At 72.6% G+C, this 26,385-nt stretch carries 23 protein-coding genes; 18 read left to right on the top strand and 5 right to left on the bottom strand.

Translation table 11 applies throughout. The features are described 5' to 3' along the window. The first annotated feature begins 4 nt into the window (after positions 1 to 4). Both ACFWVE_RS08175 and ACFWVE_RS08170 read left to right on the top strand, forming a co-directional pair. Positions 5 to 271: a DUF4190 domain-containing protein gene (locus tag ACFWVE_RS08175; protein WP_384009428.1), complete on the top strand. Its 267-nt coding sequence runs from the start codon at positions 5 to 7 to the stop codon at positions 269 to 271. Positions 272 to 338: 67 nt separating this feature from the next. Then, positions 339 to 1,508: a cysteine desulfurase family protein gene (locus tag ACFWVE_RS08170; RefSeq protein ID WP_384009426.1), complete on the top strand. Its 1,170-nt coding sequence runs from the start codon at positions 339 to 341 to the stop codon at positions 1,506 to 1,508. A 35-nt stretch (positions 1,509 to 1,543) separates the two neighbouring features. On the opposite strand, the gene ACFWVE_RS08165 is transcribed toward ACFWVE_RS08170, so the two are convergent. Continuing rightward, positions 1,544 to 2,224 (bottom strand): N-acetylmuramoyl-L-alanine amidase, encoded by a 681-nt coding sequence (locus tag ACFWVE_RS08165; RefSeq protein WP_384009424.1) that lies wholly within the window; start codon positions 2,222 to 2,224, stop codon positions 1,544 to 1,546. Positions 2,225 to 2,283: 59 nt separating this feature from the next. Here ACFWVE_RS08165 and mnmA point away from each other — a divergent pair, with 59 nt between their 5' ends. Then, positions 2,284 to 3,429 (top strand): tRNA 2-thiouridine(34) synthase MnmA, encoded by a 1,146-nt coding sequence (gene mnmA, locus ACFWVE_RS08160; RefSeq protein WP_384009422.1) that lies wholly within the window; start codon positions 2,284 to 2,286, stop codon positions 3,427 to 3,429. A gap of 497 nt (positions 3,430 to 3,926) precedes the next feature. Here mnmA and ACFWVE_RS08155 read toward each other — a convergent pair whose 3' ends face one another. From ACFWVE_RS08155 to ACFWVE_RS08145, 3 genes are all read right to left on the bottom strand, one after another. Beyond that, complete coding sequence (locus tag ACFWVE_RS08155; RefSeq protein WP_384009420.1) at positions 3,927 to 4,406, bottom strand: RICIN domain-containing protein; 480 nt, start codon at positions 4,404 to 4,406, stop codon at positions 3,927 to 3,929. Between the two features lie 511 nt (positions 4,407 to 4,917). After that, positions 4,918 to 5,697: an alpha/beta fold hydrolase gene (locus ACFWVE_RS08150; protein ID WP_384009419.1), complete on the bottom strand. Its 780-nt coding sequence runs from the start codon at positions 5,695 to 5,697 to the stop codon at positions 4,918 to 4,920. 80 nt (positions 5,698 to 5,777) lie between these two features. After that, positions 5,778 to 6,101, bottom strand: a complete 324-nt coding sequence (locus tag ACFWVE_RS08145) for a DUF427 domain-containing protein (protein WP_384009417.1) — start codon at positions 6,099 to 6,101, stop codon at positions 5,778 to 5,780. A gap of 147 nt (positions 6,102 to 6,248) precedes the next feature. On the opposite strand from ACFWVE_RS08145, the gene ACFWVE_RS08140 reads away from it, so the two are divergent. The 9 genes from ACFWVE_RS08140 (at position 6,249) to gatB (ending at position 17,231) form a co-directional block, all read left to right on the top strand. After that, positions 6,249 to 6,788, top strand: coding sequence for a TIGR00730 family Rossman fold protein (locus tag ACFWVE_RS08140; RefSeq protein ID WP_384009415.1), 540 nt, complete (start codon positions 6,249 to 6,251; stop codon positions 6,786 to 6,788). A gap of 18 nt (positions 6,789 to 6,806) precedes the next feature. Continuing rightward, the gene (locus ACFWVE_RS08135) at positions 6,807 to 7,517 is read left to right on the top strand and encodes an SDR family oxidoreductase (protein WP_384009413.1); all 711 of its coding nucleotides are present in this window, start codon (positions 6,807 to 6,809) and stop codon (positions 7,515 to 7,517) included. A 180-nt stretch (positions 7,518 to 7,697) separates the two neighbouring features. After that, on the top strand, positions 7,698 to 8,705 hold the full coding sequence (locus ACFWVE_RS08130; protein WP_384009411.1) for a methionine synthase: 1,008 nt from the start codon (positions 7,698 to 7,700) through the stop codon (positions 8,703 to 8,705). A gap of 14 nt (positions 8,706 to 8,719) precedes the next feature. Then, on the top strand, positions 8,720 to 10,939 hold the full coding sequence (ligA, locus tag ACFWVE_RS08125; protein WP_384009409.1) for an NAD-dependent DNA ligase LigA: 2,220 nt from the start codon (positions 8,720 to 8,722) through the stop codon (positions 10,937 to 10,939). 291 nt (positions 10,940 to 11,230) lie between these two features. Then, a complete protein-coding gene (locus ACFWVE_RS08120) occupies positions 11,231 to 13,492 on the top strand; it encodes a putative bifunctional diguanylate cyclase/phosphodiesterase (protein ID WP_384009407.1) in 2,262 nt (753 codons plus the stop codon). 177 nt (positions 13,493 to 13,669) lie between these two features. Next, positions 13,670 to 13,966 (top strand): Asp-tRNA(Asn)/Glu-tRNA(Gln) amidotransferase subunit GatC, encoded by a 297-nt coding sequence (gene gatC, locus ACFWVE_RS08115; protein WP_042167914.1) that lies wholly within the window; start codon positions 13,670 to 13,672, stop codon positions 13,964 to 13,966. A gap of 5 nt (positions 13,967 to 13,971) precedes the next feature. Further along, entirely contained in the window at positions 13,972 to 15,465 is a 1,494-nt protein-coding gene (gene gatA / locus ACFWVE_RS08110; RefSeq protein ID WP_384009405.1) for an Asp-tRNA(Asn)/Glu-tRNA(Gln) amidotransferase subunit GatA, read from the top strand. Next, positions 15,462 to 15,701, top strand: coding sequence for a hypothetical protein (locus tag ACFWVE_RS08105; protein ID WP_384009403.1), 240 nt, complete (start codon positions 15,462 to 15,464; stop codon positions 15,699 to 15,701). The genes gatA and ACFWVE_RS08105 overlap by 4 nt, the downstream gene beginning before the upstream one ends. Positions 15,702 to 15,716: 15 nt before the next feature. Continuing rightward, positions 15,717 to 17,231, top strand: coding sequence for an Asp-tRNA(Asn)/Glu-tRNA(Gln) amidotransferase subunit GatB (gatB, locus tag ACFWVE_RS08100; RefSeq protein ID WP_384009401.1), 1,515 nt, complete (start codon positions 15,717 to 15,719; stop codon positions 17,229 to 17,231). Positions 17,232 to 17,340: 109 nt separating this feature from the next. On the opposite strand, the gene ACFWVE_RS08095 is transcribed toward gatB, so the two are convergent. Further along, entirely contained in the window at positions 17,341 to 18,144 is an 804-nt protein-coding gene (locus tag ACFWVE_RS08095) for an SAM-dependent methyltransferase (RefSeq protein ID WP_384009399.1), read from the bottom strand. A 190-nt stretch (positions 18,145 to 18,334) separates the two neighbouring features. Between ACFWVE_RS08095 and ACFWVE_RS08090 the strand changes: the two genes are divergently transcribed. From ACFWVE_RS08090 to ACFWVE_RS08065, 6 genes are all read left to right on the top strand, one after another. Further along, a complete protein-coding gene (locus tag ACFWVE_RS08090) occupies positions 18,335 to 18,808 on the top strand; it encodes a hypothetical protein (protein ID WP_384009398.1) in 474 nt (157 codons plus the stop codon). 226 nt (positions 18,809 to 19,034) lie between these two features. Continuing rightward, positions 19,035 to 21,281: an MMPL family transporter gene (locus tag ACFWVE_RS08085; RefSeq protein WP_384009396.1), complete on the top strand. Its 2,247-nt coding sequence runs from the start codon at positions 19,035 to 19,037 to the stop codon at positions 21,279 to 21,281. Continuing rightward, positions 21,259 to 21,828: a GNAT family N-acetyltransferase gene (locus tag ACFWVE_RS08080; RefSeq protein ID WP_042167928.1), complete on the top strand. Its 570-nt coding sequence runs from the start codon at positions 21,259 to 21,261 to the stop codon at positions 21,826 to 21,828. The genes ACFWVE_RS08085 and ACFWVE_RS08080 overlap by 23 nt, the downstream gene beginning before the upstream one ends. Positions 21,829 to 21,862: 34 nt before the next feature. Beyond that, positions 21,863 to 22,453 carry a hypothetical protein gene (locus tag ACFWVE_RS08075; RefSeq protein ID WP_384009394.1) on the top strand — a complete coding sequence of 197 codons (591 nt, stop codon included), beginning with the start codon at positions 21,863 to 21,865 and terminating at the stop codon, positions 22,451 to 22,453. A 250-nt stretch (positions 22,454 to 22,703) separates the two neighbouring features. Further along, complete coding sequence (locus ACFWVE_RS08070; RefSeq protein WP_384009392.1) at positions 22,704 to 22,889, top strand: hypothetical protein; 186 nt, start codon at positions 22,704 to 22,706, stop codon at positions 22,887 to 22,889. Between the two features lie 362 nt (positions 22,890 to 23,251). Further along, positions 23,252 to 26,380: an AAA family ATPase gene (locus ACFWVE_RS08065; RefSeq protein ID WP_384009481.1), complete on the top strand. Its 3,129-nt coding sequence runs from the start codon at positions 23,252 to 23,254 to the stop codon at positions 26,378 to 26,380. Positions 26,381 to 26,385: the final 5 nt, after the last annotated feature.

Here is a 26,385-nt window from a genome sequence, read left to right as displayed (position 1 = left end):
CACCATGCACCCCGCCTCCCGGGTCCCCCACCGAACCGCTGCCCAGGACGCCGACGGCATGGCGGTCGCGTCCTTCGTCCTGGGACTGCTGGGCCTGCTCGTCCTCAACGTCGTTCTCGGGCCGATCGCCATCGTGCTGGCGGGCGTCGCCCTGCGGCGGGGCACGACCCGGCGCGCACGCGCCTGCCTGGGCCTCGGCCTGGGCATCGCCGACCTGCTGGTCCTGCTGGCGTTGATGCAGATGAACGACACGGTCTCCTGGAGCTTCTGAGCGGGTGTGGTATCCGGCCGACCGCACCCCGGGACCACCGGGCGCGGCCCGTAGAATCGGCCCCACCATGGCTTACCTCGACCACGCCGCGACCACCCCGATGCTTTCCGAGGCAGTCGAGGCACTCACCGCGCACCTCGGCGTCACCGGCAACGCCTCCTCCCTCCACGCCGCCGGCCGGCGTGCCCGCCGGAGTGTCGAGGAGGCCCGCGAAGCCCTCGCCGAAGCCCTCGGCGCCCGCCCCAGCGAGGTGGTCTTCACCTCGGGCGGGACCGAGGCCGACAACCTCGCCGTGAAGGGCCTGTACTGGGCCCGCCGCGACGCCGAGCCGGCCCGCACCCGGGTCCTCGCCAGCCCTGTCGAGCACCATGCCGTCCTGGACGCCGTCCACTGGCTCGGCGAGCACGAGGGCGCCACCGTCGAGTACCTGCCGGTCGACCCGCACGGCAGGGTCCACCCGGACGCCCTGCGCGAGGCGATCGCCCGCAATCCCGACGACGTGGCCCTGGCCACCGTGATGTGGGCCAACAACGAGATCGGGACAATTCTGCCGGTCCGCGAACTCGCCGAGGTCGCCGCCGGGTTCGGCGTCCCGCTGCACTCCGACGCCGTCCAGGCCTTCGGCCAGGTGCCCGTGGACTTCGCCTCGTCGGGGCTCGCCGCGATGACCGTCTCGGGCCACAAGATCGGCGGCCCGTACGGCATCGGAGCGCTGGTCCTGGGCCGCGAGTACACCCCCGTACCCGTGCTGCACGGCGGCGGTCAGGAGCGGCACGTACGCTCCGGCACACTCGACGTGCCCGCGATCGCCTCCTTCGCGGTCGCCGGCCGGCTCGCCGCCCGGCAGCGGGAGTGGTTCGCCCACGAGATCGGCGCGCTCCGCGACGAACTGGTCGCCGCGGTCCGTGAGGCCGTCCCTGACGCCGTTCTCGGCGGCGACCCCGCGCCCGGGGGCCGGCTTCCGGCCAACGCCCACTTCACGTTCCCCGGCTGCGAGGGCGACTCCCTGCTGCTCCTGCTCGACGCCCAGGGCATCGAGTGCTCCACCGGCTCCGCCTGCACCGCCGGTGTCGCCCAGCCCAGCCACGTCCTCCTGGCCACCGGCACCGACCCGGACCTGGCCCGCGGCACCCTCCGCTTCTCCCTCGGCCACACCTCCACCCGTGCCGACGTCGAGGCCCTGGCCAAGACCATCGGACCGGCGGTGGAACGCGCCCGCCGGGCAGGGCTGACGTAACGGTCCTCCGCTCTCCACCAGGCAGGGCGGGTCCGTCAGGCCTGTGCCGTACGCGCCCGGCGGACCAGCTTCATGTAGCGGTCCCAGTCCCAGTGCGGACCCGGGTCGGTGTGGTCGGTGCCCGGCACCTCGATGTGGCCGATGATGTGCTCCCGGTCGACCGGGATGTCGTACCGGGCGCAGACACGGGCCGTGAGCCGGGCCGAGGCTTCGTACATCTCGTCCGTGAGGTCCTGCGGCCGGTCCACGAACCCCTCGTGCTCGATGCCGATACTGCGCTCGTTGTAGTCGCGGTTCCCCGCGTGGTAGGCCACGTCCAGCTCGCGGATCATCTGCGTGACGCGTCCGTCCTGGCCGACGATGTAGTGCGTCGCCGCCTGGTGCCCGGGGTCCTGGAAGGCCCGCACCGCGCTGTCGAAACTGCCCTGGGTGACATGCACGATCACCATGTCTATGCCGAAGTCGTCGGGCCGGTCCGCGCGCCGCCAGTTGGCGTCCGAGGCCGCCACCCAGCGCGCGCCCGAGAAGTCGACGACACCGTCCTCGCGCGGCTTCTCCACCCCGGGCACCCTCCACCACAGGCGGCCCAGCTCGTCCCGCGCCAGCACGGCCGTACCCGCGGCGGCGGCCACACCGCCGACGATCAGGGCCCGCCGGCCGATGCGACGGTCCCCGTCCTTGGCGGCCCGGTCCCTGGAAAGTCTTCTCTCCCCCATGCGAGCAACAACGGATACCCGGCGGCTCCGGTTCCCGTGCCCCGTACCCTGGAGGGGTTATGACTGACACCCCGCAGCCCTCCCGCCCCCGCCCCCTCCGGGTACTGGCCGCCATGTCCGGCGGCGTCGACTCCGCCGTGGCCGCAGCCCGTGCCGCCGAAGCGGGACACGACGTGACCGGCGTCCACCTCGCGCTCTCCGCGAACCCCCAATCCTTCCGCACGGGCGCGCGGGGCTGCTGCACCATCGAGGACTCGCGCGACGCCCGCCGCGCCGCCGACGTCATCGGCATCCCGTTCTACGTGTGGGACCTCGCCGACCGCTTCCGTGAGGACGTGGTGGAGAACTTCGTCGCCGAGTACGAGGCCGGCCGCACCCCCAACCCGTGCCTGCGCTGCAACGAGAAGATCAAGTTCGCCGCGCTGCTGGACAAGGCCCTCGCCCTCGGCTTCGACGCCGTGGCCACCGGCCACTACGCACGCGTGGTCACCCTGCCCGACGGCACGCGCGAGCTGCACCGAGCCTCCGACATGGCCAAGGACCAGTCGTACGTCCTCGGCGTACTGGACGACCGGCAGCTCGCCCACGCGATGTTCCCGCTCGGCGACACGGTCACCACCAAGGACGAGATCCGCGCGGAGGCCGAGCGCAGGGGACTGGCGGTGGCCAAGAAGCCCGACTCGCACGACATCTGCTTCATCGCCGACGGCGACACCCAGGGCTTCCTCGCGAACCGGCTGGGCCGGGCCGAGGGCGACATCGTCGACGAGTCCGGCACCAGGGTCGGCACGCACGAGGGCGCCCACGGCTTCACCATCGGCCAGCGCAAGGGCCTGCGGATCGGCACCCCCGCCGCCGACGGCAAGCCCCGGTACGTCCTGGACATCTCCCCGGTGACCAACACGGTCACCGTCGGCCCCGCGGACGCCCTCGACGTCGGCGCGCTCACCGCGATCCGGCCCCGCTGGTGCGGTCCCGCCCCGACCGGCCCCGGCACCTACACCGCCCAGCTCCGCGCCCACGGAGACGAGACCGAGGTCACCGCCGAACCGACCGACGACGGCACCCTGGAGATCTCGTTCAAGGAGCCGGTCCGCGGCGTGGCCCCCGGCCAGGCCGTCGTCCTCTACGCCGGCACCCGCGTCGTCGGCTCGGCGACGATCGCGTCGACGTCCCGCACGACGAGGACGCCCACGACGGTCTGACCCGGGCGCGGTACCCGCCCGACTGGACGCGCGATTGTCACGGTGACGCTGGAAACTCGTGGACGAGTCCGATCCCACCCACGACGGGGGAGTTGAACTCGTCGGGTTCCCGGCCGGAACCCACAGTCCGAGGATGGGCCGCCTGTCCGCCTGTCCGCCGGACGGGATACCGGGCGGGGAACCCCGACTCGACCTCGAAGCGGGTGACGGACCCGGCACCGTCGTGCCTTCGGCCCGTCCGGGCCGGCCGCGCACCGTCGCATCACCAGATGGACTGCCGCCCGCGGGGAGTCGGACTGCTCGCGGCACGCAGTCGACTCGGTGGACACGCGGGTCCGCCCTGAAGGGACTTCGGGGAAGGGGGCCGGTGACGTCCAGCAGCGGGTGACCGCCGTTGCACCGCCGTCGTGGCCGGTGCTTGGCGGCCACCCGCTGATTGACCGGCACGCTTCAGGCAGCACTCCCCGCGAGGGGGCAGCGCGCGTGCTCGTCCGGTGTCATCCCCGGTCCTCCGACGAGGGGTAGATCCGCCACAGCTGGGAGAGGTTCGGTCCGCCCCACATGCGGGTCAGGCCTACCAGCCGGTCGTTGCCCTGGAGGTGGTCCGCGATGGCCAGGGCGTAGCGCGGGTGCACGACCGAGACCATGTAGAAGTCATTGCCCCGCTCTGCCTGGGAGACCAGCCGCCAGTGCTGGCTGAGGCTGTCCGTGCGTTCTCGAAGGGTCACGGTGTCGGGCGGGTTGGCCCCCGCGGTGAGGCAGCGGTGGTTGGCGTACGACTCGATGCGCACGGTGCCGTCGGCGTTCTGCCGCAGGAACCACCGGTGCGAGGTGTTGTCCTTGGCGAACGGGTCCTGTGCCCAGGTCTGGGTGTGGTTGCCGACACCGTCGTGCCAGTCGTTGCACATGAAGTAGGTACCGGTGATGTGGTGGGTCATCGTCACCGATCCGCCCGCGAGCAGTACGAGGTCGGTCAAGTCGGTGCTCCTCAGCCTCGAGAGTTCTGCACAGGGGGAGGGCTCCCCCTGAAACTCAGCGTAGGCAGCCGGCTGCTGCTCCACAGCGTGGCGAACCGGTCGTTTCGCCAGGCCAGAGCCTGTCTGGAAGGTCTCGAACGGGTGGGCGGCACTACTCGAACCACTTCACCGAACGTCACCCACATGTCGCGCACGCGGCGCAACGGTGTGGCAGCGCACTGCTGGATTCGAACGGTCGGGGTGAACGCCACGCGGCAGGCGGGAGCGGCAGGAACGGGAAACCGACAGCCGTCCCGACGGGGCGGCTGTCCCATTCCGTTGTTCACGACGACGGCCGGCGCCGCCCACCGCCGGCCCCGGAGCCGGAGCCCGTGTCCTCAGCCACCGGGACACCGACAGCGACGCAGACGGCGGAGCGCTTTCCCGGCGGCCCGGTGCCCGCCGCCGAAGTGCCTCCCGAAGTACGAGCTGCACTTCCCCCGCGATCCGCGCGGCCCGGCCTCGCCACGCCTCATGACGTGAAGAACTCCGCCAGCACCGGGGCCAGGACGTCCGGTTCCACCATGTGGGTCTGGCCCGCCAGGGTGCGGCAGGTGCCGTGGGGGACGGCGTCCGCGACGGCCCGGGCGGCCTCGCGCATCCAGGCCGGGCTCGCGTCGCCCGCGATGGAGAGCACCGGCACGGGAACCGACGCCAGCAGCTTCACCGGGACGCCGCCGTCGCCCATGACCGCGTCGTCGTGGGCGAGGCTCGGCGCGATCGACTCCATACCGGCCCACAGGGGGGACTGGCGGGCGCCCTCGATCACCGCCTCGCTCAGTCCGGTGAGGCGGAGGAAGAGTTCCACCGCGTCCCCGCGGCGCCCGTCCCCGAGTGCTTCCGTCAGGCGCTCGGTGTACCGCGCGCGCTCCCTCAGATCCTCCTCGGACATCGCGTACGGCGTCTCGTACACGGCGACGTGCCGCACCGGAAGACCGCTCGCCGCCGCGCGCAGCGCCAGCGCGCCGCCCGAGGAGACGCCGTACAGCGACGCCTGTCCGCCCACCGCCCCGATCAGCGCCGCCAGGTCCTCGACCTCGCGTTCCACCGCGTACGGGGCCGTGTCCCCGCTCGCACCGCGGCCCCGGCGGTCGTACACGACGACCCGGAACCGCTCCGAGAGCGGCGCGGCCAGCGGGGCCACCGTGGCGCCCGTCGACATCGCGCCGCTGACGAGGACGACCACGGAACCCCGTCCGGCGCTCTCGTGGGCGATGTGGGTGCCGTCACGCGAAACGATGTTCTTGTCCATGTCTCAGCAGACTGCCGCACCGCGGCCCGATCGTCGGTGAGGCGGGCCGCGCGTCCGACGATCGCAACCCTTCTATCCGATCATCGGACTTCCACCTCGTAGAAGCACAAATGGTCCTTGATGCCGGCGACGTCCGGCTTCGGGTCCGGGTACGCCCACACGAGGTCGGGCGCGTCCGGCCGTGACCAGTAGGACGCGGTGCCCTTGAAGGGGCAGTGGGTGCGGGTGCCGGACGGGGTCAGCAGGTCGAGCCGTACGTCCCCGGACGGGATGTAGTACCGCGGGGGACAGCCCGTCTCGCGCAGGACCAGCGCCCGGTCGCTCTCGGCCAGAACCTCCCCGCCGTGCACCACCCGCACGTGCCGCTCGCTCCGTTCGACGGTGATGCGGTGTCCTACGGTCACGGTCCACGCTCCTCGGTCGGCCGGGTCAGGGGCATCCGGGACGGCGGGGAAGGCTGAACACCGACCGGCCAGGACGCCGGACGGTGCAGCGTCCGGCGACGCCGAATTCTTCCCCTCCCCGCAGGGCCGGGCCCGTACCCTGGACCGGTGAACATCTGTGTCTTCCTCTCCGCCGCCGATCTCGACGAGCGCTACACACGTCCCGCGCGGGAGTTCGCGCAGCTGCTCGGCAAGGGCGGCCACACGCTGGTGTGGGGCGGCTCCGACACCGGTCTGATGAAGGTCGTCGCCGACGGCGTGCAGGAGGCGGGCGGCCGGCTCCTCGGCGTCTCCGTGGAGTTCCTGGCGGCGAAGGCACGCCGGAACGCCGACGAGATGCTGATCGCCCCCGACCTGGCGGAGCGCAAGCGGCTGCTCCTGGAGAAGGCCGACGCGGTGGTGATCATGGTGGGTGGTACCGGCACGCTCGACGAGGCCACCGAGATCCTCGAGCTGAAGAAGCACGGGCACACGGACAAGCCGGTGGTCCTGCTGAACAGCGCGGGCTTCTACGACGGCCTCAAGACCCAGTTCCGGCGGATGGAGGACGAGGGCTTCCTGCCCCGCGCCCTCACCGACCTGGTGTTCTTCGCCGAGGAGCCCGTCGGGGCGCTGGCGTACCTGGAGGAGAGCCGGGGCATCGAGTAAGCCGTGCGTGATGCGAGCATGGCGGACATGCCTACACATGTGATCACCGGAGCAGGCTCCGGCATCGGCGCGGCCGTCGCCCGCCGGCTGCACGCGCGCGGGGACGACCTCGTCCTGCACGCGCGCTCGGCGGGCCGTGCGAAGGAACTGGCGGCCGAGTTCCCCGGCGCGCGGACCCTCGTCGGCGACCTGGCGGACCCCGAGAGGCTCAGCTGGGCCTTCTCCCACCAGTCCCTCCCGGACCGGGTGGACTCCCTGCTGCACGTCGCCGGCGTCGTCGACCTCGGCGGGGTCGGCGAGCTGACCCCCAAGACCTGGCGGCACCAGCTCGACGTCAACCTCGTCGCCCCCGCCGAACTCACCCGGCACTTCCTGCCCCAGCTGCGCGCGAGCCGCGGACACGTGGTCTTCGTCAACTCCGGCGCCGGCCTGAACGCCCACGCCCGGTGGGGTGCCTACGCGGCCTCCAAGCACGGCCTGAAGGCCCTCGCCGACTCCCTGCGCGAGGAGGAGCACGCGGGCGGCGTCCGCGTCACCTCGGTCCACCCCGGCCGCACCGCCAGTCCCATGCAGGCCAAGGTCCACCAGCAGGAGGGCAAGGACTACGACGCCGGTCGGTGGATCGACCCCGAGTCGGTCGCCACGACCATCGTCATGGCCCTCGACCTGCCCCGGGACGCGGAGGTCAACGACCTGACCGTGCGGCCGGGGCCGGGGGCCGGGCGCTGACCCACGGGCGCACGGCCGGGCGCTTCGGGGACGCCGTCCCACCGGGTGTGCGGACCGTCGGGGGCAGGCCGACTGCCCGCCCGCCCTGCGGCCGGGGGCGGAACCGTCCGTGCCGCCGGGCGCGCTCCCCGCGGCCCGGCCGGGACACCGGCCCCGCCACCCGTTCCGTACGCTTCTCGGGTGAGCGAAAACAGCCAGTTCAGGTTCGGGGCCGCGACCGGGGTCGGGTCCATGCCGGGCGGGGACGCCCGCGAGGCCGTCAAGACCGTCACCGGAAGCTTCGAGGACTTCCCCTTCCTGCCCGAACTGCCCGCCCGGGGACCCGGCGCGGACATGATCGGACGGACCGCCGGGATGCTCGTCGAGCTGTACGCGCGCGTGGAGCCCAGCGGCTGGCGGTTCGGGGACCGGCCCGGACGCGACACCAAGCGGGCCCGCTCCTGGCTCGGCGAGGACCTCGACGCGCTGGAGGAGTACACCCAGGGGTACGAGGGCCCGCTGAAGGTGCAGGCCGTCGGCCCCTGGACGCTCGCCGCCCACCTGGAGCTGCGCAACGGCGAGGCGGCCCTCTCCGACCCCGGTGCCTGCCGGGACCTGGCCGCCTCGCTCACCGAAGGGCTGCGCCTGCACCTCGCCGAGGTGAGCCGGCGCGTGCCCGGCGCGCGGCTCGTCCTCCAGCTCGACGAACCGTCCCTCACCGACGTCCTGCGCGGCCGGGTGCGCAGCGCCAGCGGCTACCGCACCCACCGCGCGGTGGACCGCCAGGTCGCCGAGTCCGGGCTGAGGGACGTGTTCGCGGTGCACGACGGCGGCCCGGTCGTGGTCCACTCGTGCGCACCCGACGTGCCGTTCGCCCTGCTGCGGCGGGCGGGAGCGCAGGCGGTCTCCTTCGACTTCTCGCTCCTCACCGAACGTGACGACGAGACGATCGGGGAGGCGGTCGAGAGCGGTACCCGGCTGTTCACCGGTGTGGTGCCGGGCACGGACGGCCCGTTGTCGGACCCTGCCGGTAGCGTCACGGGTGTCAGAACGCTGTGGCGCAGGCTGGGTCTGCGACCGGGCCTCCTCGCGGAGGCGGTCACGGTCACCCCGGCGTGCGGACTCGCGGGGGCGTCCCCGGAGTACGCGCGCACCGCCTACGCGCACTGCGTCCGGGCGGCGAGATCCCTCGCGGACAACCCAGAGTGACGGAAGGACACACGGTGGCGGGTGACCAGCAGGCGGAGACGACGAGCGTGCCGGCCGAGGCGCGGGAGCAGCACGCCCGGCTCGCCGAGCAGATCGAGGAGCACCGCTTCCGGTACTACGTGAACGACGCGCCCGTCGTCAGCGACGCCGAGTTCGACCGGCTGCTGCGCGAACTGGAGGAGCTGGAGGAGCGGTTCCCGGAGCTGCGCACCCCCGACTCCCCGACCCAGAAGGTCGCCGGGGCGTACGCGACGGAGTTCACGTCCGTCCAGCACCGCTCCCGCATGCTCTCCCTCGACAACACCTTCAACGACGACGACCTCGCCGCCTGGGCCGAGCGCATCCACCGGGAGCTGGGCGAGCAGGAGTTCCACTTCCTGTGCGAGCTGAAGGTCGACGGCCTCGCCGTGAACCTCACCTACGAGCACGGGCGCCTGGTCCGCGCGGCGACCCGCGGTGACGGCCGCACCGGCGAGGACATCACGCCCAACGTGCGGACGATCACCGAGATCCCGGACCGCCTGAAGGGCGACGACGTACCCGCCCTCGTGGAGATCCGCGGCGAGGTCTTCTTCCCGATGGAGGAGTTCCAGGGCCTCAACGCCCGCCTGGTGGAGGCCGGCGACAAGCCCTTCGCCAACCCGCGCAACGCGGCGGCCGGTTCGCTGCGCCAGAAGGACCCGCGCGTCACCGCCACCCGCCCCCTGCACATGGTCGTCCACGGCATCGGCGCCCTGGAGGGCTTCGAGGGCCTCGCCCGCCTCTCCGAGGCGTACGACCTGCTGAAGACCTGGGGCCTGCCCACCTCCGCGCACAACCGTGTGGTCGGGGGCCTCGCCGGCGTACGGGAGTTCATCGCGCACTACGGCGAGAACCGGCACTCCGTGGCGCACGAGATCGACGGCGCGGTGATCAAGCTCGACGAGATCCCGCTCCAGGGCCGCCTCGGCTCCACCTCGCGCGCACCGCGCTGGGCCATCGCGTACAAGTACGCGCCCGAGGAGGTCAACACCAAACTCGTCAACATCCGCGTGGGCGTCGGCCGTACGGGCAGGGTCACGCCGTACGCGCAGGTCGAGCCGGTCACCGTGGCCGGCTCCGAGGTGGAGTTCGCCACGCTGCACAACCAGGACGTGGTCAAGGCCAAGGGCGTCCTCATCGGGGACACGGTGGTGCTGCGCAAGGCCGGTGACGTCATCCCGGAGATCCTCGGTCCGGTCGCCGACCTGCGCGACGGCAGTGAGCGCGCTTTCGTGATGCCGGCCGAGTGCCCGGAGTGCGGTACGCCGCTGCGGCCGATGAAGGAGGGTGACGTCGACCTGCGCTGCCCCAACGCCCGTACCTGTCCGGCCCAGCTGCGGGAGCGCCTGTTCTATCTCGCGGGCCGCAAGGCGCTGGACATCGAGCACTTCGGCTATGTCGCCGCCGCGGCGCTCACCGGGCCCCTCGAGCCCGCCGACCCGCCGCTGAAGGACGAGGGCGACCTCTTCGACCTCACCGTCGACCAACTGCTGCCCATCAGGGCGTACGTCCTCGACCAGGACAGCGGCCTGCCCAAGCGGGACCCGAAGACGGGCGAGGAGAAGACCGCCACCGTCTTCGCCAACCAGGAGGGCGAACCGCGCAAGAACGCGGTCGCGATGCTGGCGAACATCGCGGCGGCCAAGGAGCGCCCGCTCGCCCGGGTCCTCACCGGTCTGTCGATCCGGCACGTCGGCCCGGTCGCGTCGGAGGCGCTGGCCCGGGAGTTCCGGTCCATCGACCGGATCGAGCAGGCCACCGAGAAGGAACTGGCCGACACCGAGGGCGTCGGCGGCATCATCGCCGCCTCCGTCAAGCAGTGGTTCGCCGAGGAGTGGCACCGCGAGATCATCCGCAAGTGGCGGGCGGCCGGTGTCCGCATGGAGGACGAGGGGGCCGGCGAGGACGAGGGCCCGCGCCCGCTCGAAGGGCTGACGGTCGTGGTGACCGGCACCCTGGAGCACTTCACCCGGGACGGCGCGAAGGAGGCGCTGCAGAGCCGCGGAGCGAAGGTGACCGGCTCGGTCTCGAAGAAGACGTCCTTCGTCGTCGTGGGCGACAACCCGGGGTCGAAGTACGACAAGGCGATGCAGCTCAAGGTACCGGTCCTGAACGAGGAGGGCTTCACCGTCCTGCTCGACGAAGGGCCACGGGCGGCGGCCGACGCGGCGCTGCCCGTCGAGGAGCAGTCCGCGCAACAGTCCGCGGAGTAGTGGGGGAGCAGCCGGGGAACAGGCGAGAAGCAGCGGGGAAAGGCCACCCGATCGGCGCATACCAGATGGATACGGGCGCCTGGGGTGCATTCGGGCAACCGTCGGCGACCGTGCCCCTGGAAGCCTTCCGCGGCCTACTGTTGGGAGGTGCGCCCGCCGTGCCCAGCTGCGGTCGGGGCATCCCTGTGTTCGTGGCGGCACCGTGGAAGGGCTTTCTATCACGGAGCCGCCGGGGGTTGTCAGGCATCGAGCCGTGTGGCGTGGGCACCGCCGGCTGTGAGAGGGACGGGAATGAAACCCACCGAGAGCGCCGCCCCGGGCTCACGGCTGCGCCTGGGCCTGCGCCGCACGGCGGCCGCACGGTGGCGCGGACGTGGGACGGGACGGCCCGCGGGGCAGCCGGCGGCCGGACAGCCGGGCGCCGGGCGGGGCCCCGGAGTGCCCCGGCTCGCCACCGGACTGTCCGCGGACGGTCCCGGGCTGTCCGAAGCACACGCGGAACGGCACCTGTCCTGGCCCGCGTTGCCCACCGCGGTCGTCTCGGCCGCCGCGTTCGTGCTCGGCGCCGGCGTCCTCGGAGCGTTCACCGGCGGTCACGCGCTCTTCCCGTCCGGCCGCGTCGGCTGGTCCCTGGCCGTACTGACCGGGATCGTCGTCGGCCACCTGGTGATGCTGGGCCGCTCCCGCTGGTGGGGCGGCACCGGCTCGGGTGCCGCCGTCACCCTCGCCGTGCTGCTGCTCTACGGCTGGGTCCCGGCCGGCATGGTCAGCCTCACCGTGGTCGTGCTGGTCGGCATGGCCCGGCGCGGCCGCTGGCGGCACGGCATCCTGCACGGCGCGGTGGACCTGCTCGGCATCGGCGCCGGCGCGCTGGTGCTGGCCCTGCTCGGATCCGTACCGTCCGTCGAGTCCCCCGCGACTCCGGACACCTGGGGGCTGCACACCGCCTTCGAAGTGGTGCTCGTCGCCGCCGCGTATCTCACGGTCACCCGCACCCTCTACTGGTACCTGCACGTCCCGCGGGGCGGACTGCCCACGGTCGCCCGCACCGCCCTGGTCAGACAGGGCCTGGTCGCGGTGGCGCTGCTCGGCATAGCGCCGCTGATCTGCGTGGTCGCCGACGCCCGGCCGGTCGTCCTGCCGCTGTTCGCCATCCCGCTGATCGCGCTCGACTCCATGCTGTGGATGGCCAGGGCCCGCGCGGAGGAGCAGTTGCGCGATCCCCTGACCGGACTGCCCAACCGCCAGTGGCTCCTCGAGCGCATCTGGACCGCGCTGGACGACGCCGAGCGCGCCGACGCCCGCACCACCCTCATGCTGATCGACCTCGACCGGTTCCGATCGGTCAATGACACGCTCGGTCACCTCGCGGGTGACCGGCTGCTGCTGCAGATCGCCGACCGGCTGAGGCTGGCCCTGCCGCGCGGGGCGGAGGCCGCGCGGCTCGGCGGCGACGAGTTCGCCGTCTTACTGCCGGTCGCCGACTCCATCACGTCGGCGACCCGGGTCGCCCGCAGTCTGGTGTCCGCCCTCAGCTCACCGCTCGACCTCGACGGCCTCACCCTCGTGCTGGAGGCCAGCGCGGGCGTCGCCGTGTTCCCCGACCACGCCCTCGACGCCGAGGGCCTGCTGCGGCGCGCGGACGTGGCGATGTACCAGGCCAAACGGGACCGCACGGGCGTCGAGGTCTACGAGTCCAAGCGGGACTCCAACACCCCCGACCGGCTGGGACTCCTGGGCGACCTGCGCCGGGCCCTGGACGCACACGAGGTCCAGCTCCACTACCAGCCCAAGGTCCGCTTCGACGGACAGGTCGCGGGCCTGGAGGCCCTGGTCCGCTGGGTGCACCCGGAGCGCGGCAAGGTGCCGCCGGACGAGTTCATAGCCATCGCCGAGTCCTCCGGCCTGATGCCGCAGCTCACCGACTACGTGCTGGAGACCGCCCTCGGGCAGGTCGCCCGGTGGCGTGCCCAGGGCCTGTTCGTGCCGGTCGCGGTCAACGTCTCCCCGCGCGACGTCCACAGCCCCGGCTTCGCCGGCTCCGTCGCGGCGCGACTGGCCCGGCACGGGGTTCCGGCGGGAGCGCTCCAGCTCGAGATCACCGAGAACGTCCTCCTGGAGGACCCGCAGCGCGCCGCCGACACCCTCAACGGACTGACCGGGCACGGGGTGAAGATGTCCCTCGACGACTTCGGCACCGGCTACTCCTCCCTCGTGCACCTGCGGCGGCTGCCCGTCAGCGAGCTGAAGATCGACCGCTCGTTCGTGGCCAGGCTGGCCGTCGACACCGAGGACGCCGAGATCGTGCGCTGCACCGTCGACCTCGCCCACTCGCTCGGACTGCTCGTCGTCGCCGAGGGCGTCGAGGACGACGAGACCTGGGAACGCCTGCGCGACCTCGGCTGCGACGCCGTCCAGGGCTGGCTGGTCGCGGCCGCGATGCCGCCCGACGAAACCACGGCCTGGCTCCTCGCCCGCGGCTCCCGCGGCTGGCAGCGCCCGGCAGTCGCCCTCCCGGCAGCAGTCACCGACGACTTCGGCCGCCCGGCCTGAAGCCGTGAGGCGTCCCGCTTTCGGGAGGCGCGGGGAAACCGTTTCACGGGTACGGGGCGGCGACCCATAGGATTGGGGCCTGTCGTCACCTTCCCGCGGACCGCGCCACGCCCGGCCGCCCGGAACGCGGCGGCAGGCCCTAGCCCGAACCGCACACTCACCCCAGAGGAACGCTGCATGCCTGGCATCACGCGCGAGGAGGTCGCCCACCTCGCCCGGCTGGCGCGTCTGGAGCTGAAGCCCGAAGAGCTCGACCACTTCGCAGGCCAGCTCGACGACATCATCGGCGCGGTGGCCCGCGTCAGCGAAGTCGCCGACCAAGACGTACCGCCGACCTCGCACCCGCTCCCGCTGACGAACGTCATGCGCCCGGACGAGGTCCGTCCCTCGCTCACCCCCGCGCAGGCGCTCTCCGGCGCCCCGGCCCAGGAGCAGCAGCGTTTCAAGGTGCCGCAGATCCTGGGGGAGGACTGAATTCCATGACGGACATCATCAAGCTCACGGCCGCCGACACCGCCGCGAGGATCGCCTCCGGCGAGCTCACGGCCGTCGAGGTCACCGAGGCACACCTGGCCCGGATCGAGGCCGTCGACGAGAAGGTGCACGCCTTCCTGCACGTCGACCGCGAGGGCGCTCTCGCCCAGGCCCGCGCCGTCGACGAGAAGCGCGCCAAGGGGGAGAAGCTCGGCCCGCTGGCCGGCGTCCCCCTCGCGCTCAAGGACATCTTCACCACCGAGGGCATCCCGACCACCGTCGGCTCCAAGCTCCTCGAGGGCTGGATCCCGCCGTACGACGCGACGCTCACCAAGCGGCTCAAGGCCGCCGACGTCGTCATCCTCGGCAAGACCAACATGGACGAGTTCGCCATGGGGTCCTCCACCGAGAACAGTGCCTACGGACCGACCGGCAACCCCTGGGACCTCACCAAGATCCCCGGCGGCTCCGGCGGCGGGTCGAGCGCCGCGCTCGCCTCCTTCCAGGCCCCCCTCGCCATCGGCACCGACACCGGCGGCTCCATCCGCCAGCCGGCCTCCGTCACCGGCACGGTCGGCGTGAAGCCGACCTACGGCGCGGTCTCCCGCTACGGCATGGTGGCGTTCTCCTCCTCCCTCGACCAGGGCGGCCCCTGCGCCCGCACGGTCCTGGACGCGGCCCTGCTGCACGAGGTCATCGCCGGGCACGACCCGCTCGACTCCACCTCCATCGACGCCCCGGTCCCGCCGGTCGTCGAGGCCGCCCGCAACGGTTCGGTCACCGGCATGCGCGTCGGTGTCGTCCAGCAGTTCCGCGGCGAGGGCTACCAGGCCGGCGTCATCCAGCGGTTCGACGAGACCGTCGCCCTGCTGAAGGAACTCGGCGCCGAGATCGTCGAGCTGGACTGCCCGTCCTTCGACCTCGCGCTGTCGGCGTACTACCTGATCGCGCCGTCCGAGTGCTCCTCCAACCTCGCCCGCTTCGACGGCCTGCGCTACGGCCTGCGGACCGGCGACGACGGCACGCACTCCGCCGAGGAGGTCACCTCGCTGACCCGCGAGGCCGGCTTCGGCCCCGAGGTCAAGCGCCGCATCATGCTCGGCACGTACGCGCTCAGCTCCGGCTACTACGACGCGTACTACGGCAGCGCCCAGAAGGTCCGTACGCTGATCAAGCAGGACTTCGACACGGCGTTCGAACAGGTCGACGTGATCGTCTCCCCGACGACGCCCACCACCGCCTTCGCGATCGGCGAGCGCGCCGACGACCCGATGGCGATGTACCTCGCCGACCTGTGCACCATCCCGACCAACCTGGCGGGCAACGCGGCCATGTCGCTGCCCTGCGGCCTCGCGCCCGAGGACAACCTGCCGGTCGGACTGCAGATCATCGCCCCGGTCATGAAGGACGACCGCCTCTACAAGGTGGGCGCAGCCGTCGAGGCGGCCTTCGTGGAAAAGTGGGGCCACCCGCTGATCGAGGAGGCTCCGTCGTTGTGAGTGCACTGACCAAGGCCAAGGGTTTCACGAAGTCCAGGTCCGGCACGTATCTGGCCATGGCCGGTACCGCGTTCAGCGCGTTCGGTGTCGCCAAGCGCCTCAAGAAGGCGCGGCACGAGAAGGACACCCTGGTCCTGATCGACGCCACCGTGTCCGCCGCCGCGATCGTCACCGGCCTCGCCATCCTGTACCGCGAGCTGAAGCGGCTGGGCGACGACGACGTCCTGCTGGGCTGAGAGGGAAGTTACACCGTGACCATCACGACCGACCTGGTGTCGTACGAGGACGCGCTGGCGTCGTACGACCCCGTCATGGGCCTCGAGGTCCATGTCGAACTCGGCACCAGGACCAAGATGTTCTGCGGCTGCTCGACCACGCTCGGCGCCGACCCGAACACCCAGACCTGCCCCACCTGCCTCGGCATGCCGGGCGCGCTCCCGGTCGTCAACGCGACCGGGGTCGAGTCCGCCATCAAGATCGGTCTCGCGCTGAACTGCGAGATCGCCGAGTGGTGCCGCTTCGCCCGGAAGAACTACTTCTATCCGGACATGCCGAAGAACTTCCAGACCTCCCAGTACGACGAGCCGATCGCCTTCGACGGCTACCTCGACGTGCAGCTGGAGGACGGCGAAACCTTCCGCGTGGACATCGAGCGCGCCCACATGGAGGAGGACACCGGCAAGTCGACGCACGTCGGCGGCGCCACCGGCCGTATCCACGGCGCGTCCCACTCCCTGCTCGACTACAACCGGGCCGGCATCCCGCTGATCGAGATCGTCACCAAGCCGATCGAGGGAGCGGGCGAGCGCGCCCCCGAGGTCGCCCGCGCCTACGTCCGTGAGCTGCGCGAGCTCATCCGTGCGCTCGGGGTGTCCGAGGCCCGGATGGAGATGGGCCAGATGCGCTGCGACGTCAACCTGTCGCTGCGCCCGCACGGCCGGGAGAAGTTCGGCACCCGCTCGGAGACGAAGAACGTCAACTCGCTGCGGTCCGTGGAGCGCGCGGCCCGCTTCGAGATCCAGCGGCACGCCGCCGTGCTGAACGACGGCGGGACGATCATCCAGGAGACCCGGCACTTCCACGAGGACACGGGGTCGACGACCTCCGGTCGCGTGAAGGAGGAGGCCGAGGACTACCGGTACTTCCCGGAGCCCGACCTGGTCCCCGTCGCCCCGTCCCGCGAGTGGGTCGAGGAACTGCGCGCCGGGCTGCCCGAGCTGCCGCTGGTGCGCCGCAGCCGGCTCCGCGAGGAGTGGGGGATCTCCGGCACCGACATGCAGGCGATCCTCAACGCCGGTGCGCTGGACCCGATCGTCGCCACGATCGACGCGGGCGCCGACGCGGCCTCCGCCCGCAAGTGGTGGATGGGCGAGCTGGCCCGCAGCGCCAACGAGTCGGGCAAGGCGCTCGACGAGCTGACGATCACGCCGGAGCAGGTCGCCCGGGTCGCCGAGCTGGTGACCTCCGGCGACCTGAACGACAAGCTGGCCCGCCAGGTCATCCTGGGCGTCCTCGCCGGTGAGGGCACTCCGGACGAGGTGGTCGAGAAGCGCGGCCTGAAGGTCGTCTCCGACGACGGCGCGCTCACCGCCGCCGTGGAGGAGGCCATCGCCGGCAACCCGGGCGTCGCGGACAAGATCCGTGGCGGCAAGGTGGCGGCGGCCGGCGCGCTGGTCGGCGCGGTCATGAAGGCCACCCGCGGCCAGGCGGACGCGGCCCGCGTCAAGGAGCTGATTCTGGAGAAGCTGGGCGTCGCCGAGGGCTGATCCCCGGGCGCCGCACGGGAACGGAAGAGGGGGACGCATCGGATTCGACGCGTCCCCCTCTTCCGTCGATCAGTTCTCGCACGCGGTCGGCGCCACATGCCTCACACGGTCAGGGCCGACGCCCCACCACGCGGGCGAAGCCCAGCATGCGGCCCTCGTCCACGCGCAGCATCCGCGCGCTCTCACGGCTCGACCGCACGTGGAACTCCTCCGTGCTCTCCTCGGCGACGACGTCGCACCAGAGCAGCCACTCCCGCCAGCCGTCCGGCAGCCAGTCGGCCGTCTCGACCTCCACGGCCGCGCTGCGGGTCCAGTGACGGCGCCACCAGGCGGGGGTGTGGAAGCACCAGAACGCGGGGTCCCAGAAGGGCTTCAGGTGCTCCGGCGGTTCGGTGCCCTCGATCTCCTCACGCATCGCCGGGACGACGACACCGATCCGCCCGCCCGGCTTCAGCAGCCGGGTCAGGGACGGCAGGTACAGATCGTCGGTGCCGAAGTACTGGTACGCGTCGATGGAGACGATCGCGTCGAAGCTCTCGTCGCCGAAGGGCAGGTCGTGTGCCTCGGCGAGGACCGGCAGCACCCGGTCGGCGACGCCCGCCTCGGCGATACGGCGCGCGTTCTCCCCGGGCCTGATCCACAGGTCGGCCGCGGTGACCCGGACGTCGTACTCCCTGGCCAGGAAGACGGACGTCATGGCGCGTCCGCAGCCCAGGTCGAGCACCCGGGCGCCGGGGCGCAGGGTGTCGAGGCCGAGGGCCGGGGCGAGCCACTCCAGCAGCCACAGCGCGTGCGGGCCCATCGCGTTCTCGACGGTCCAGCGGGCGTCGTAGGTGCTGCTGCGCGGGTACCGGGGCAGCGTCAGGCGGCTAGCGAGGTCGTCGTGCGGGGTGTTCGATGTGATGTCCGACATCGGTGAACGGGCTCCTTGGGTCCGTGCGGGGAAAAAGGGGTTGCGTCGGAGATCGGGCGGACCGTCATCAAAGCACCTGCTTCGGCCGGGGCGGCGGGCTGCCGCGGAGCGTCGGACCGACGGACGGTAACAGGCGGCCACGCGCCCCCGCATCCGGGTTTGCGAGCCCGGGGCGCTACGCTCCCGCGCCATGAGTGGACGCACTGATTCCGACCCGCCCCCGGACACTCACGCCGAAGACGCCGAAGACGCCGAAGACGCCGAAGACGCCGAAGACGCCGAAGACGCCGAAGACGCCGGACACGGCGACGACGCCGAAGACGCCGGACACGCCGAAGACGCCGGACACGCCGAAGACGCCGGACACGGCGACGACGCCGAAGACGCCGAACAGGGCGAGCAGGGCGACGACGCCCTTCGGGGGGCCCGGCGGGCCAGGTGGGCCGCGGTCGGCACCGGGGCCGTGCTCGCCCTGGCCGGGGTGGCCGCGGCGCTGCTCCGCCTCACCGGCTCCACCCCGGCCCTCGTGCCGGTGGCCTACGCCTGCGGCGCCGGTGCCTGCGCACTCGCCGCCGTCCTCGGCTCGCGCGGGCGGACCCGCAGGGCGCTGTGGCTGCTGATCGCGGGGCTGATGGTGATGGCGGTGGGGGATCAGTTCGACTGACCCCCGCTCGGCGGTGGGCGACCCCACGTCCGGCGACGGATTCAGGATGGTGGTCCGAATGGATGACAATAACCCGCATTGTGAATAAAAACACGAATGCCGCAATGGATCACCGACGGCTGGAAGAGTGCCACTTCATTGCTCATGCGTTCTTTGCGGGCTGTTCGGTCACGAGTGGCTGTTCCCGGTCAAAGATCCGCCGACAGTCGCTCTGGGAGCACGATTCGTGGCAGCCCTCGCACGCTGGTGTGTCCGACGCCGTCTGATCACCGTTCTGCTGTGGCTCCTCGCCCTCGGCGGGGTCGCGGCGGGAGCCTTCGCGACCGGAAACGCGTACTCGAACGACTACGAGGTGCCCGGCACCGAGTCCGGGCACGCCACCGAGCTGCTGCGCGAGGGCTTCCCGGCGCTGTCGGGCGACAGCGACACCGTGGTCTGGCACACCCCGTCCGGCAGCGTCCGGGACTCCGATGTCGAACAGAGCATGACCCGCACCCTGGACCGGATGGCGGACCTGCCCGGCATCGCCGCCGTGACCGGCCCGTACGAGGACGACGGCACCGGCGGGATCAGCGCGGACGGCCGTACCGCCTACGCCACCGTCACCTACGACGACCTGGCCAAGGACATCGACGAGGGCGAGGCGGCGGCCGTGCTCGACGCGGCCGAGGCCGCCCGGACCGACGGACTCCAGGTGGAACTGGGCGGCAGCGCCGCCGCGCTGACCGGGGCACCGGAGGGGCACCTCGCGGAGATCGTCGGAGTGGCCGTCGCCGCCCTCGTCCTCTTCCTCGCCTTCGGCTCGCTCGCCGCCTCGCTGCTGCCCATCGCCACCGCCCTGGTCGGCGTCGGCACCGCGTACGCCTCGATCGTGCTGCTCGGGCACGTCATGACCGTCGCCGACTTCGCGCCGATGCTGGGCATGCTGATCGGCCTCGGCGTCGGCATCGACTACGCGCTGTTCATCGTGACCAGGCACCGGCGCGGACTGAAGCGCGGGCTGTCCGTCGCCGAGGCCGCCACCGACGCCGTCGCCACCACCGGACGCGCGGTCGTGTTCGCGGGGGTCACCGTGTGCATCGCCCTGCTGGGCATGCTGATCCTCCGGCTGAACTTCCTCAACGGCGTCGCCGTCGCGGCCTCGCTCACCGTGGTGCTGACCGTCGCCGCCTCGGTCACCCTGCTGCCCGCGCTGCTGTCGCTCATCGGCATGCGCGCCCTCAGCCGCCGCGAACGGCGCCGACTGGCCGAGGCCGGCCCGCAACCGGAACTGCCGACCGGCTTCGCCGCACGCTGGGCGGCGTTCGTGGAGCGCAGGCCCAAGCTGCTCGGGGCGCTCGCCCTGGTCGTCATGGCGGTGCTGGCGCTGCCCACCTCCTCCCTCCATCTCGGCACCTCCGACCAGGGCAACGACCCGAAGACCTCCACCACCCGCCAGGCCTACGACCTCCTCGCCGACGGATTCGGGCCCGGCGTCAACGGCCCCCTCACCCTCGTGACCGAGGTCGACGGCGCCGCCGACCGGCTCGCCCTGGACACGCTCGGCCCCGCCCTGCGCGAGACCGAGGGCGTCGCGAACGTCGGGCCGGTGGTCCACAGCGCCGACGGCGGTACCGCGTACCTCTCCGTCGTACCGGAGTCCTCCCCGCAGTCGAAGCCGACCAGCGACCTGGTCGACCGGCTGCGCGAGGACGTACTGCCGCGCGCCGAGGCCGGTACCGCCCTCGATGTGCGGGTCGGCGGCATGACGGCCGGCTACGACGACTTCGCCGAGGTCATCGTCGACAAGCTGCCCCTGTTCGTCGGCGTCGTCGTCGGCCTGGGGTGTCTGCTGCTCCTGCTCGCCTTCCGGTCCGTCGTCATTCCGCTCAAGGCCGCCGCGATGAACGTGGCCGCCGTCGCCGCCGCCTTCGGCGTGGTCGTGGCGATCTTCCAGTGGGGCTGGGGCAGCGAACTGCTGGGCCTCGGCAGCGGGGGTCCCATCGAACCCTTCCTGCCCGTGATCATGGTGTCGGTCCTCTTCGGACTCTCCATGGACTACCAGGTCTTCCTGGTCAGCCGGATGTACGAGGAATGGCTGGAGACCGGGGACAACCGGCGCGCGGTACGGGTCGGCCTCGCCGAGACCGGCCGGGTGATCAACTCCGCGGCCGTGATCATGATCTCGGTCTTCCTCGCCTTCGTCCTGACCGGCGACCGCGTCATAGCGATGTTCGGCATCGCGCTCGCCGCCGCCGTCGCCCTCGACGCCTTCGTGCTGCGCACCCTGCTCGTCCCCGCGCTCATGCATCTGCTCGGCGGCGCCAACTGGTGGCTGCCCCGCCGACTGGACCGGATCCTGCCGCGCGTCGGCATCGAGCCGCCGGAGAGCCGCGCCACCCATGAGAGGCTGGCCGCCACCACCGACGCCGAGGTGGGGGATGTGCTCGCCAAGGAGGAACGGCAGACGGATGTACGCGATACGACTGGGTGACGACGGAGCCGAACTGCGTCCCCTGGAGCCCTGGCACGCGGAGGAGTTCCTCGCCCATCTGGAGCGGGGCCGGGAATTCATCAACCGGTACGTCCCCTTCGGCTCCAAGGCCGTCGACGTGCCCACCGCGCGGGAGGCCCTCCAGCGGTACGCCGACTTCCGCGCCGCCGACACGGCCGCGCTGCACGGCCTGTGGCTGGACGGCACGCTCGTGGGCGGGGTGCTCACGCTGAACTTCGACGCCGCAGGCGGTACCTGCGAGGTCGGCTGCTGGCTGGAGCCCGCCGCCACCGGGCGCGGGCTCGTCACGCGCGCCATGCGGGTGCTGATCGACTGGGTGATCGAGCAGCGGGGCATTCACCGCGTGGAGTGGGTCGCCGCCGCCGGCAACGAGCCCAGCCTCAACACGGCCCGCCGGCTCGGCATGACCCGGGACGGGGTACGGCGCGCGTCCCATCTCCACCACGGCGTACGGCACGACCTGGAGGTGTGGTCGGTGCTGGCCCCCGAATGGCGGACGGCGCGCGCGGCGCACAGCGATCATTAAGGGACTTTTCAGAGAGCGTCCGTACGGTGCGCCCATGGGAACCAAGACCGAGACCGAGAAAGCGGCCAAGGCCGAGGACAACAGCGCGGACACCAGCGCGGACAGGAGCGGGACCGAGGCCGGGACCGGGGCGGTCGCCGACGCCGACGCGGTCGACGGCGGCACCACGGAGCCGGAGCCGGAGACGGAACCGGAGACGGAACCGGCCTTGAAGCCGGAGGCCCGGGGCGCCACCGGCGTCGGGCAGGGCGCCGCGGCCGTCGTCTCCGCCGGACTCGGCGTCGTCTCGCTCACCGGCAGCTGGCTCGGCACGGTGGCCGCCGCCCGAGAGACCCTGGTCGGCCAGCTGGAGACCGCCGCGGACTCGACCGTCGCCGTCCAGATCAAGGAGGTCTACGGCGACGCCTGGCAGACCAGCGCGCTGTGGGGCGGCCTGTTCGCGCTCACCGCGCTGATCGTCGGCGCGGCGGTGCTCGCCCGGCCGGCGTTCGGGACGCCCGGCGCCGCACAGGCGCCCTGGATCAAGTCGGTCGCCTGGGCCGGTGTCGCACTCGGTGCCATCGGGCTGCTGTTCGCCGTACTCAAGTACACCGACGTCCTGCTGGGGCTGCCCGCCGCCGGTTGAGCCGTCGCGGGACCCCGGCGGGCACCGGGGATTCCGAGGAGTTCTCGAGCAGTTCCAAAGGGGCCTTGGTCCGGCCACGAGCACCTTAGGCCGGACCGGGGCCCCTCACCCGTGTCTAAGGCCACGTGTCTAAGGCCACGACGGCCGCCGAATATGCGGAACTCTCCCGATGCGGCGGGCCCGCCTGGGAGACGAAGGTGGAGGCATCGCGGAAAGCGACGCCGGACACCGCCTCCCAGGGGAACACGCCATGTACGAGTACGAGATCGCCAGGAACCGCTCCGCCGACCTCATCCGCCGGGCCGACGACGAGCGCAGGGCCCGCGAGGCCGTCCGCCTCGCACGAGCCGCCCGCCGCGAAGCCGAGGCACAGGACGCCGAGCACGAGAGCCATAGCCGCCGCCCACGCCGCCACCGGTTCGCCCGGGCCGTATGAGCCCCGCCACCGGGACGGGGAGCGCCGGCCGCGGTGGCCGCACGCGAACCGGCGACCGCACCGGGACAAGTGACCACATCGGGACGAGTGACAGCAGTGGGAAGAGCGGTCGCGGCGGGACGAGTGACCTCACCCGAAAGAGTGGCCACATCGGGACGAGCGACAGCAGCGGGACGAGTGAGCGCACGCGGACCGGCGGCCGTACGGGGGTCGGCCGTCGTTCCGTCGGCACGGAACCGGTGCCGGAGCGCGCCGTCGTGCCCAGGAGCGGAGGCGTCCGGCCGGCTCCGGCCGTGAACGGGCACCGCCCCGCCGTGCCCCGCGCGGCGAAAACCGGTGCCGCGCTGTCGGACCCGCGTGCGATGCTCGGGGCCGTGGAGACGAGGTCCGTCAGTCCCGTGTTCGTCGGCCGTACCGGCGAACTCGACATGTTGAACACCGCGCTCGCCCGCGCCGCCACCGGCGCGGGCGAGCCGCAGGCGTTGCTTGTCGGGGGCGAGGCCGGCGTCGGGAAGACCCGTCTCGTCGAGGAGTTCGCCGCCGCGGCCCGCCACCGGGGCGCGGTCGTCGCCCTCGGCGGCTGCGTCGAGATCGGTGCCGACGGCCTGCCCTTCGCCCCGTTCTCCACCGCCCTGCGCCAGCTGCGCCGCGAGCTCCCCGAGCGGCTCGCCGCCGCGGCCGCAGGACAGGAGGAGGAACTGGCCCGCCTCCTGCCCGAACTCGGCACCTCCGCCCCCGAGATCCGGCGCGACGAACACGGCACGGCCCGCCTCTTCGCCCTCACCGCCCGCCTGCTGGAACGCGTCGCCGCCGAACACACCGTCGTCCTCGCCCTGGAGGACCTGCACTGGGCCGACGCCTCCACCCGCCACCTGCTCGCCTATCTCTTCCGCACCCTGCGCACCGGCCGCCTCGTCGTCCTCGCCACCTACCGCTCCGACGACATCCACCGCCGCCACCCGCTGCGCCCCCTGCTCGCCGAACTCGACCGGCTCCGCACGGTCCACCGCGTCGAACTCGGCCGCTTCAACCGCGAGGAGGCCGGCCGTCAGATCGCCGGCATCCTCGACCGGGAACCCGAACCCGACCGCGTCGACGACATCTTCGAACGCTCCGACGGCAACGCCTTCTTCATCGAGGAACTCGCCGCCGCCTCCCACGAGGGCTGCCGCACCGGACTCACCGACACCCTGCGCGACCTGCTCCTGGTCAGGGTCGAGAGCCTGCCGGAGAGCGCCCAGCAGGTGGTCCGGTGCGTCGCCGAGGGCGGCTCCACCGTCGAGCACCGGCTGCTGGCCGCCGTCGCCCGGCTCGCCGAGGACGACCTCCTCGGCGCCCTGCGCTCCACGGTGAACGCCGGCATCCTCACACCCGTGCCCGACCGCGACGGCTACCGCTTCCGCCACTCCCTGGTCCGCGAGGCCGTCAGCGACGACCTGCTGCCCGGCGAACGCTCCCGCCTCAACCGCCGCTACGCCCGAGCCCTGGAGGCCGACCCCACCCCCGTCCCCGCCGACGAGCGGGTGACCCGCCTGGCCAGCTACTGGTACCACGCCCACGACGCCGCCAAGGCCCTGCCCGCCGTCCTCGACGCCTCCGTCGAGGCCCGACGGCGCCACGCCTACTCCGAGCAACTGGGCCTGCTGGAGCGGGCGATGGAACTGTGGGACGCCGTCCCCGACGCCGTACGGGCCACCCTGCGCCCGGTCGACTACACCGAGGCCTACCCGCCCCCACTGCCGAAACGGCGCGGTACACCGCCCGGCGCGCCCCCGGCCGGCGGTGACCCCGACGCGGCCGGGACAGCCGACGCGGCCCCCCTGCGCTATCTCGACCTGATGGCCGAGGCCGCCGTCGCCGGGCGGCTCTGCGGGGAACGCGAACGCGCCATGAAGATCACCAAACGGGCCCTGCGCGTCCTGGAGGAGGAACCGGACCCGCTGCGTGCCGCCTGGTTCTGGGTGCAGCGCTCCCGGCTCGTCCAGTCCCTCGCCCGCGGCGACGGCTGGAGCGAACTGGGCACCGCGCAGGACCTGGTGCGTGGCCTGCCCCCGTCCGAGGTGCACGCCGAGGTCCTCGCCTCCGTCGCCGGCTGGTCCATGCTGCACGAACCGGGCCCCGACGCCATGGCCGCCGCCGAACGGGCCGTCGAGTACGCGCGCATGGTCGGCGCCCACGACATCGAACTGGGCGCCCGGCTCACGCTCGGCGGCCTCAAGGTCGACGCCGGCGACATCGACGCCGGCCTCGCCGAGATGTACGAGGTCAAGGACCGGGCGACCGAACTGGGCGTGGACATGGTGGTGGGCCGCAGCCACATCAACCTGCCGTCCGCCCTCGAAGGCATCGGCCGCTCGCAGGAGGCGGTCGCACTCCTGCGGGAGGGCGTGCGGGTCACCCGCGGGCTCGGCCTGCTGGAATCGGAGGGCTGGGTGTGGGGCAACCTCGCCGAGACCCTCCACTCCCTCGGCCGCTGGGACGAGGCGGCCGAGGCCGCGGCCGGCGCCCAGCACCTGGAGCAGAGCGCCAAACCACGCGCCGGAGCCTGGGTGCGGCTGGCCCATCTCGCCCTCGACCGGGGCGAGACGACCGAGGCCGGCCGCCATCTCGGCGCGGCCCGCGCCTCCTTCGGCACCCACGACGCCATGCCGCAGTACTTCCTGCCACTGGCCCGGGTCGCCATCGGGATCGCCGCCGCCGAAGGCCGCCTGACCGACGCCAGGACCGAACTGCTCACCGGGCTCGGCGCTTTCGAGACCGGTCTGCCGCCCGGCACCCAGCGCTACGGCTGGCCGCTGCTGCTCGCCGCCGCGACCGCCGAAGCCGACGCGTACGGCAGCACGGCCACCGAACCTGAGCGCCCCCGGATCCTCGGACACCTCCGTGCCGCGGCCAAGTGCCTGACGACCGGCGTCCCGCTGTGGCGGGCGTACGAGACATGGCTGCGCGCCGAGCTGCTGCGCGCCGAGGGCCGGCCGGAACCGGACGAGTGGGCCGCGGCCGTCGCCGCGCTGGAACAGCTGGAGCGGCCCTACGACCTCGCCCGGGTCCGCTTCCGGCTCGCCGAGGCGCTGCTCGCCCCCGGAACGGGCGAGGACGAGCGCGCCCGAGCCACCGCACTGCTCCGGCTGTCCAGGGCCGTCGCCGAACGCCTGGGGGCGGCCCCGCTGGCCCGGTCGGCCACCCAACTGGCCCAGCGCGCCCGCCTCGCCCTCGACCCCGGTACGCGGCAGCGCGCCCCGGCCCCCGCCGACCCGGCCGACGCACTCGGCCTCACCGGCCGGGAACGCGACGTGCTGCGCCTGGTGGCGGCCGGCCACACCAACCGCCGTATCGCCGAGGAGCTGTTCATCTCACCGAAGACGGCCAGCGTGCACGTGTCCAACATCCTCGCCAAGCTCGGCGTCTCCGGCCGCGGCGAGGCGGCGGCGCTCGCCCACCGCCTGGGGCTGTTCGCGGCCCCGGCCGGGAACCGGTCCGCTACGGGATAATGGGC

Source organism: Streptomyces sp. NPDC058632, from assembly GCF_042717095.1.
GTDB lineage: Bacteria > Actinomycetota > Actinomycetes > Streptomycetales > Streptomycetaceae > Streptomyces.
The sequence above is the reverse complement of the archived record's forward strand: the minus strand, read 5'-3'. Positions and strand labels throughout refer to the sequence as shown.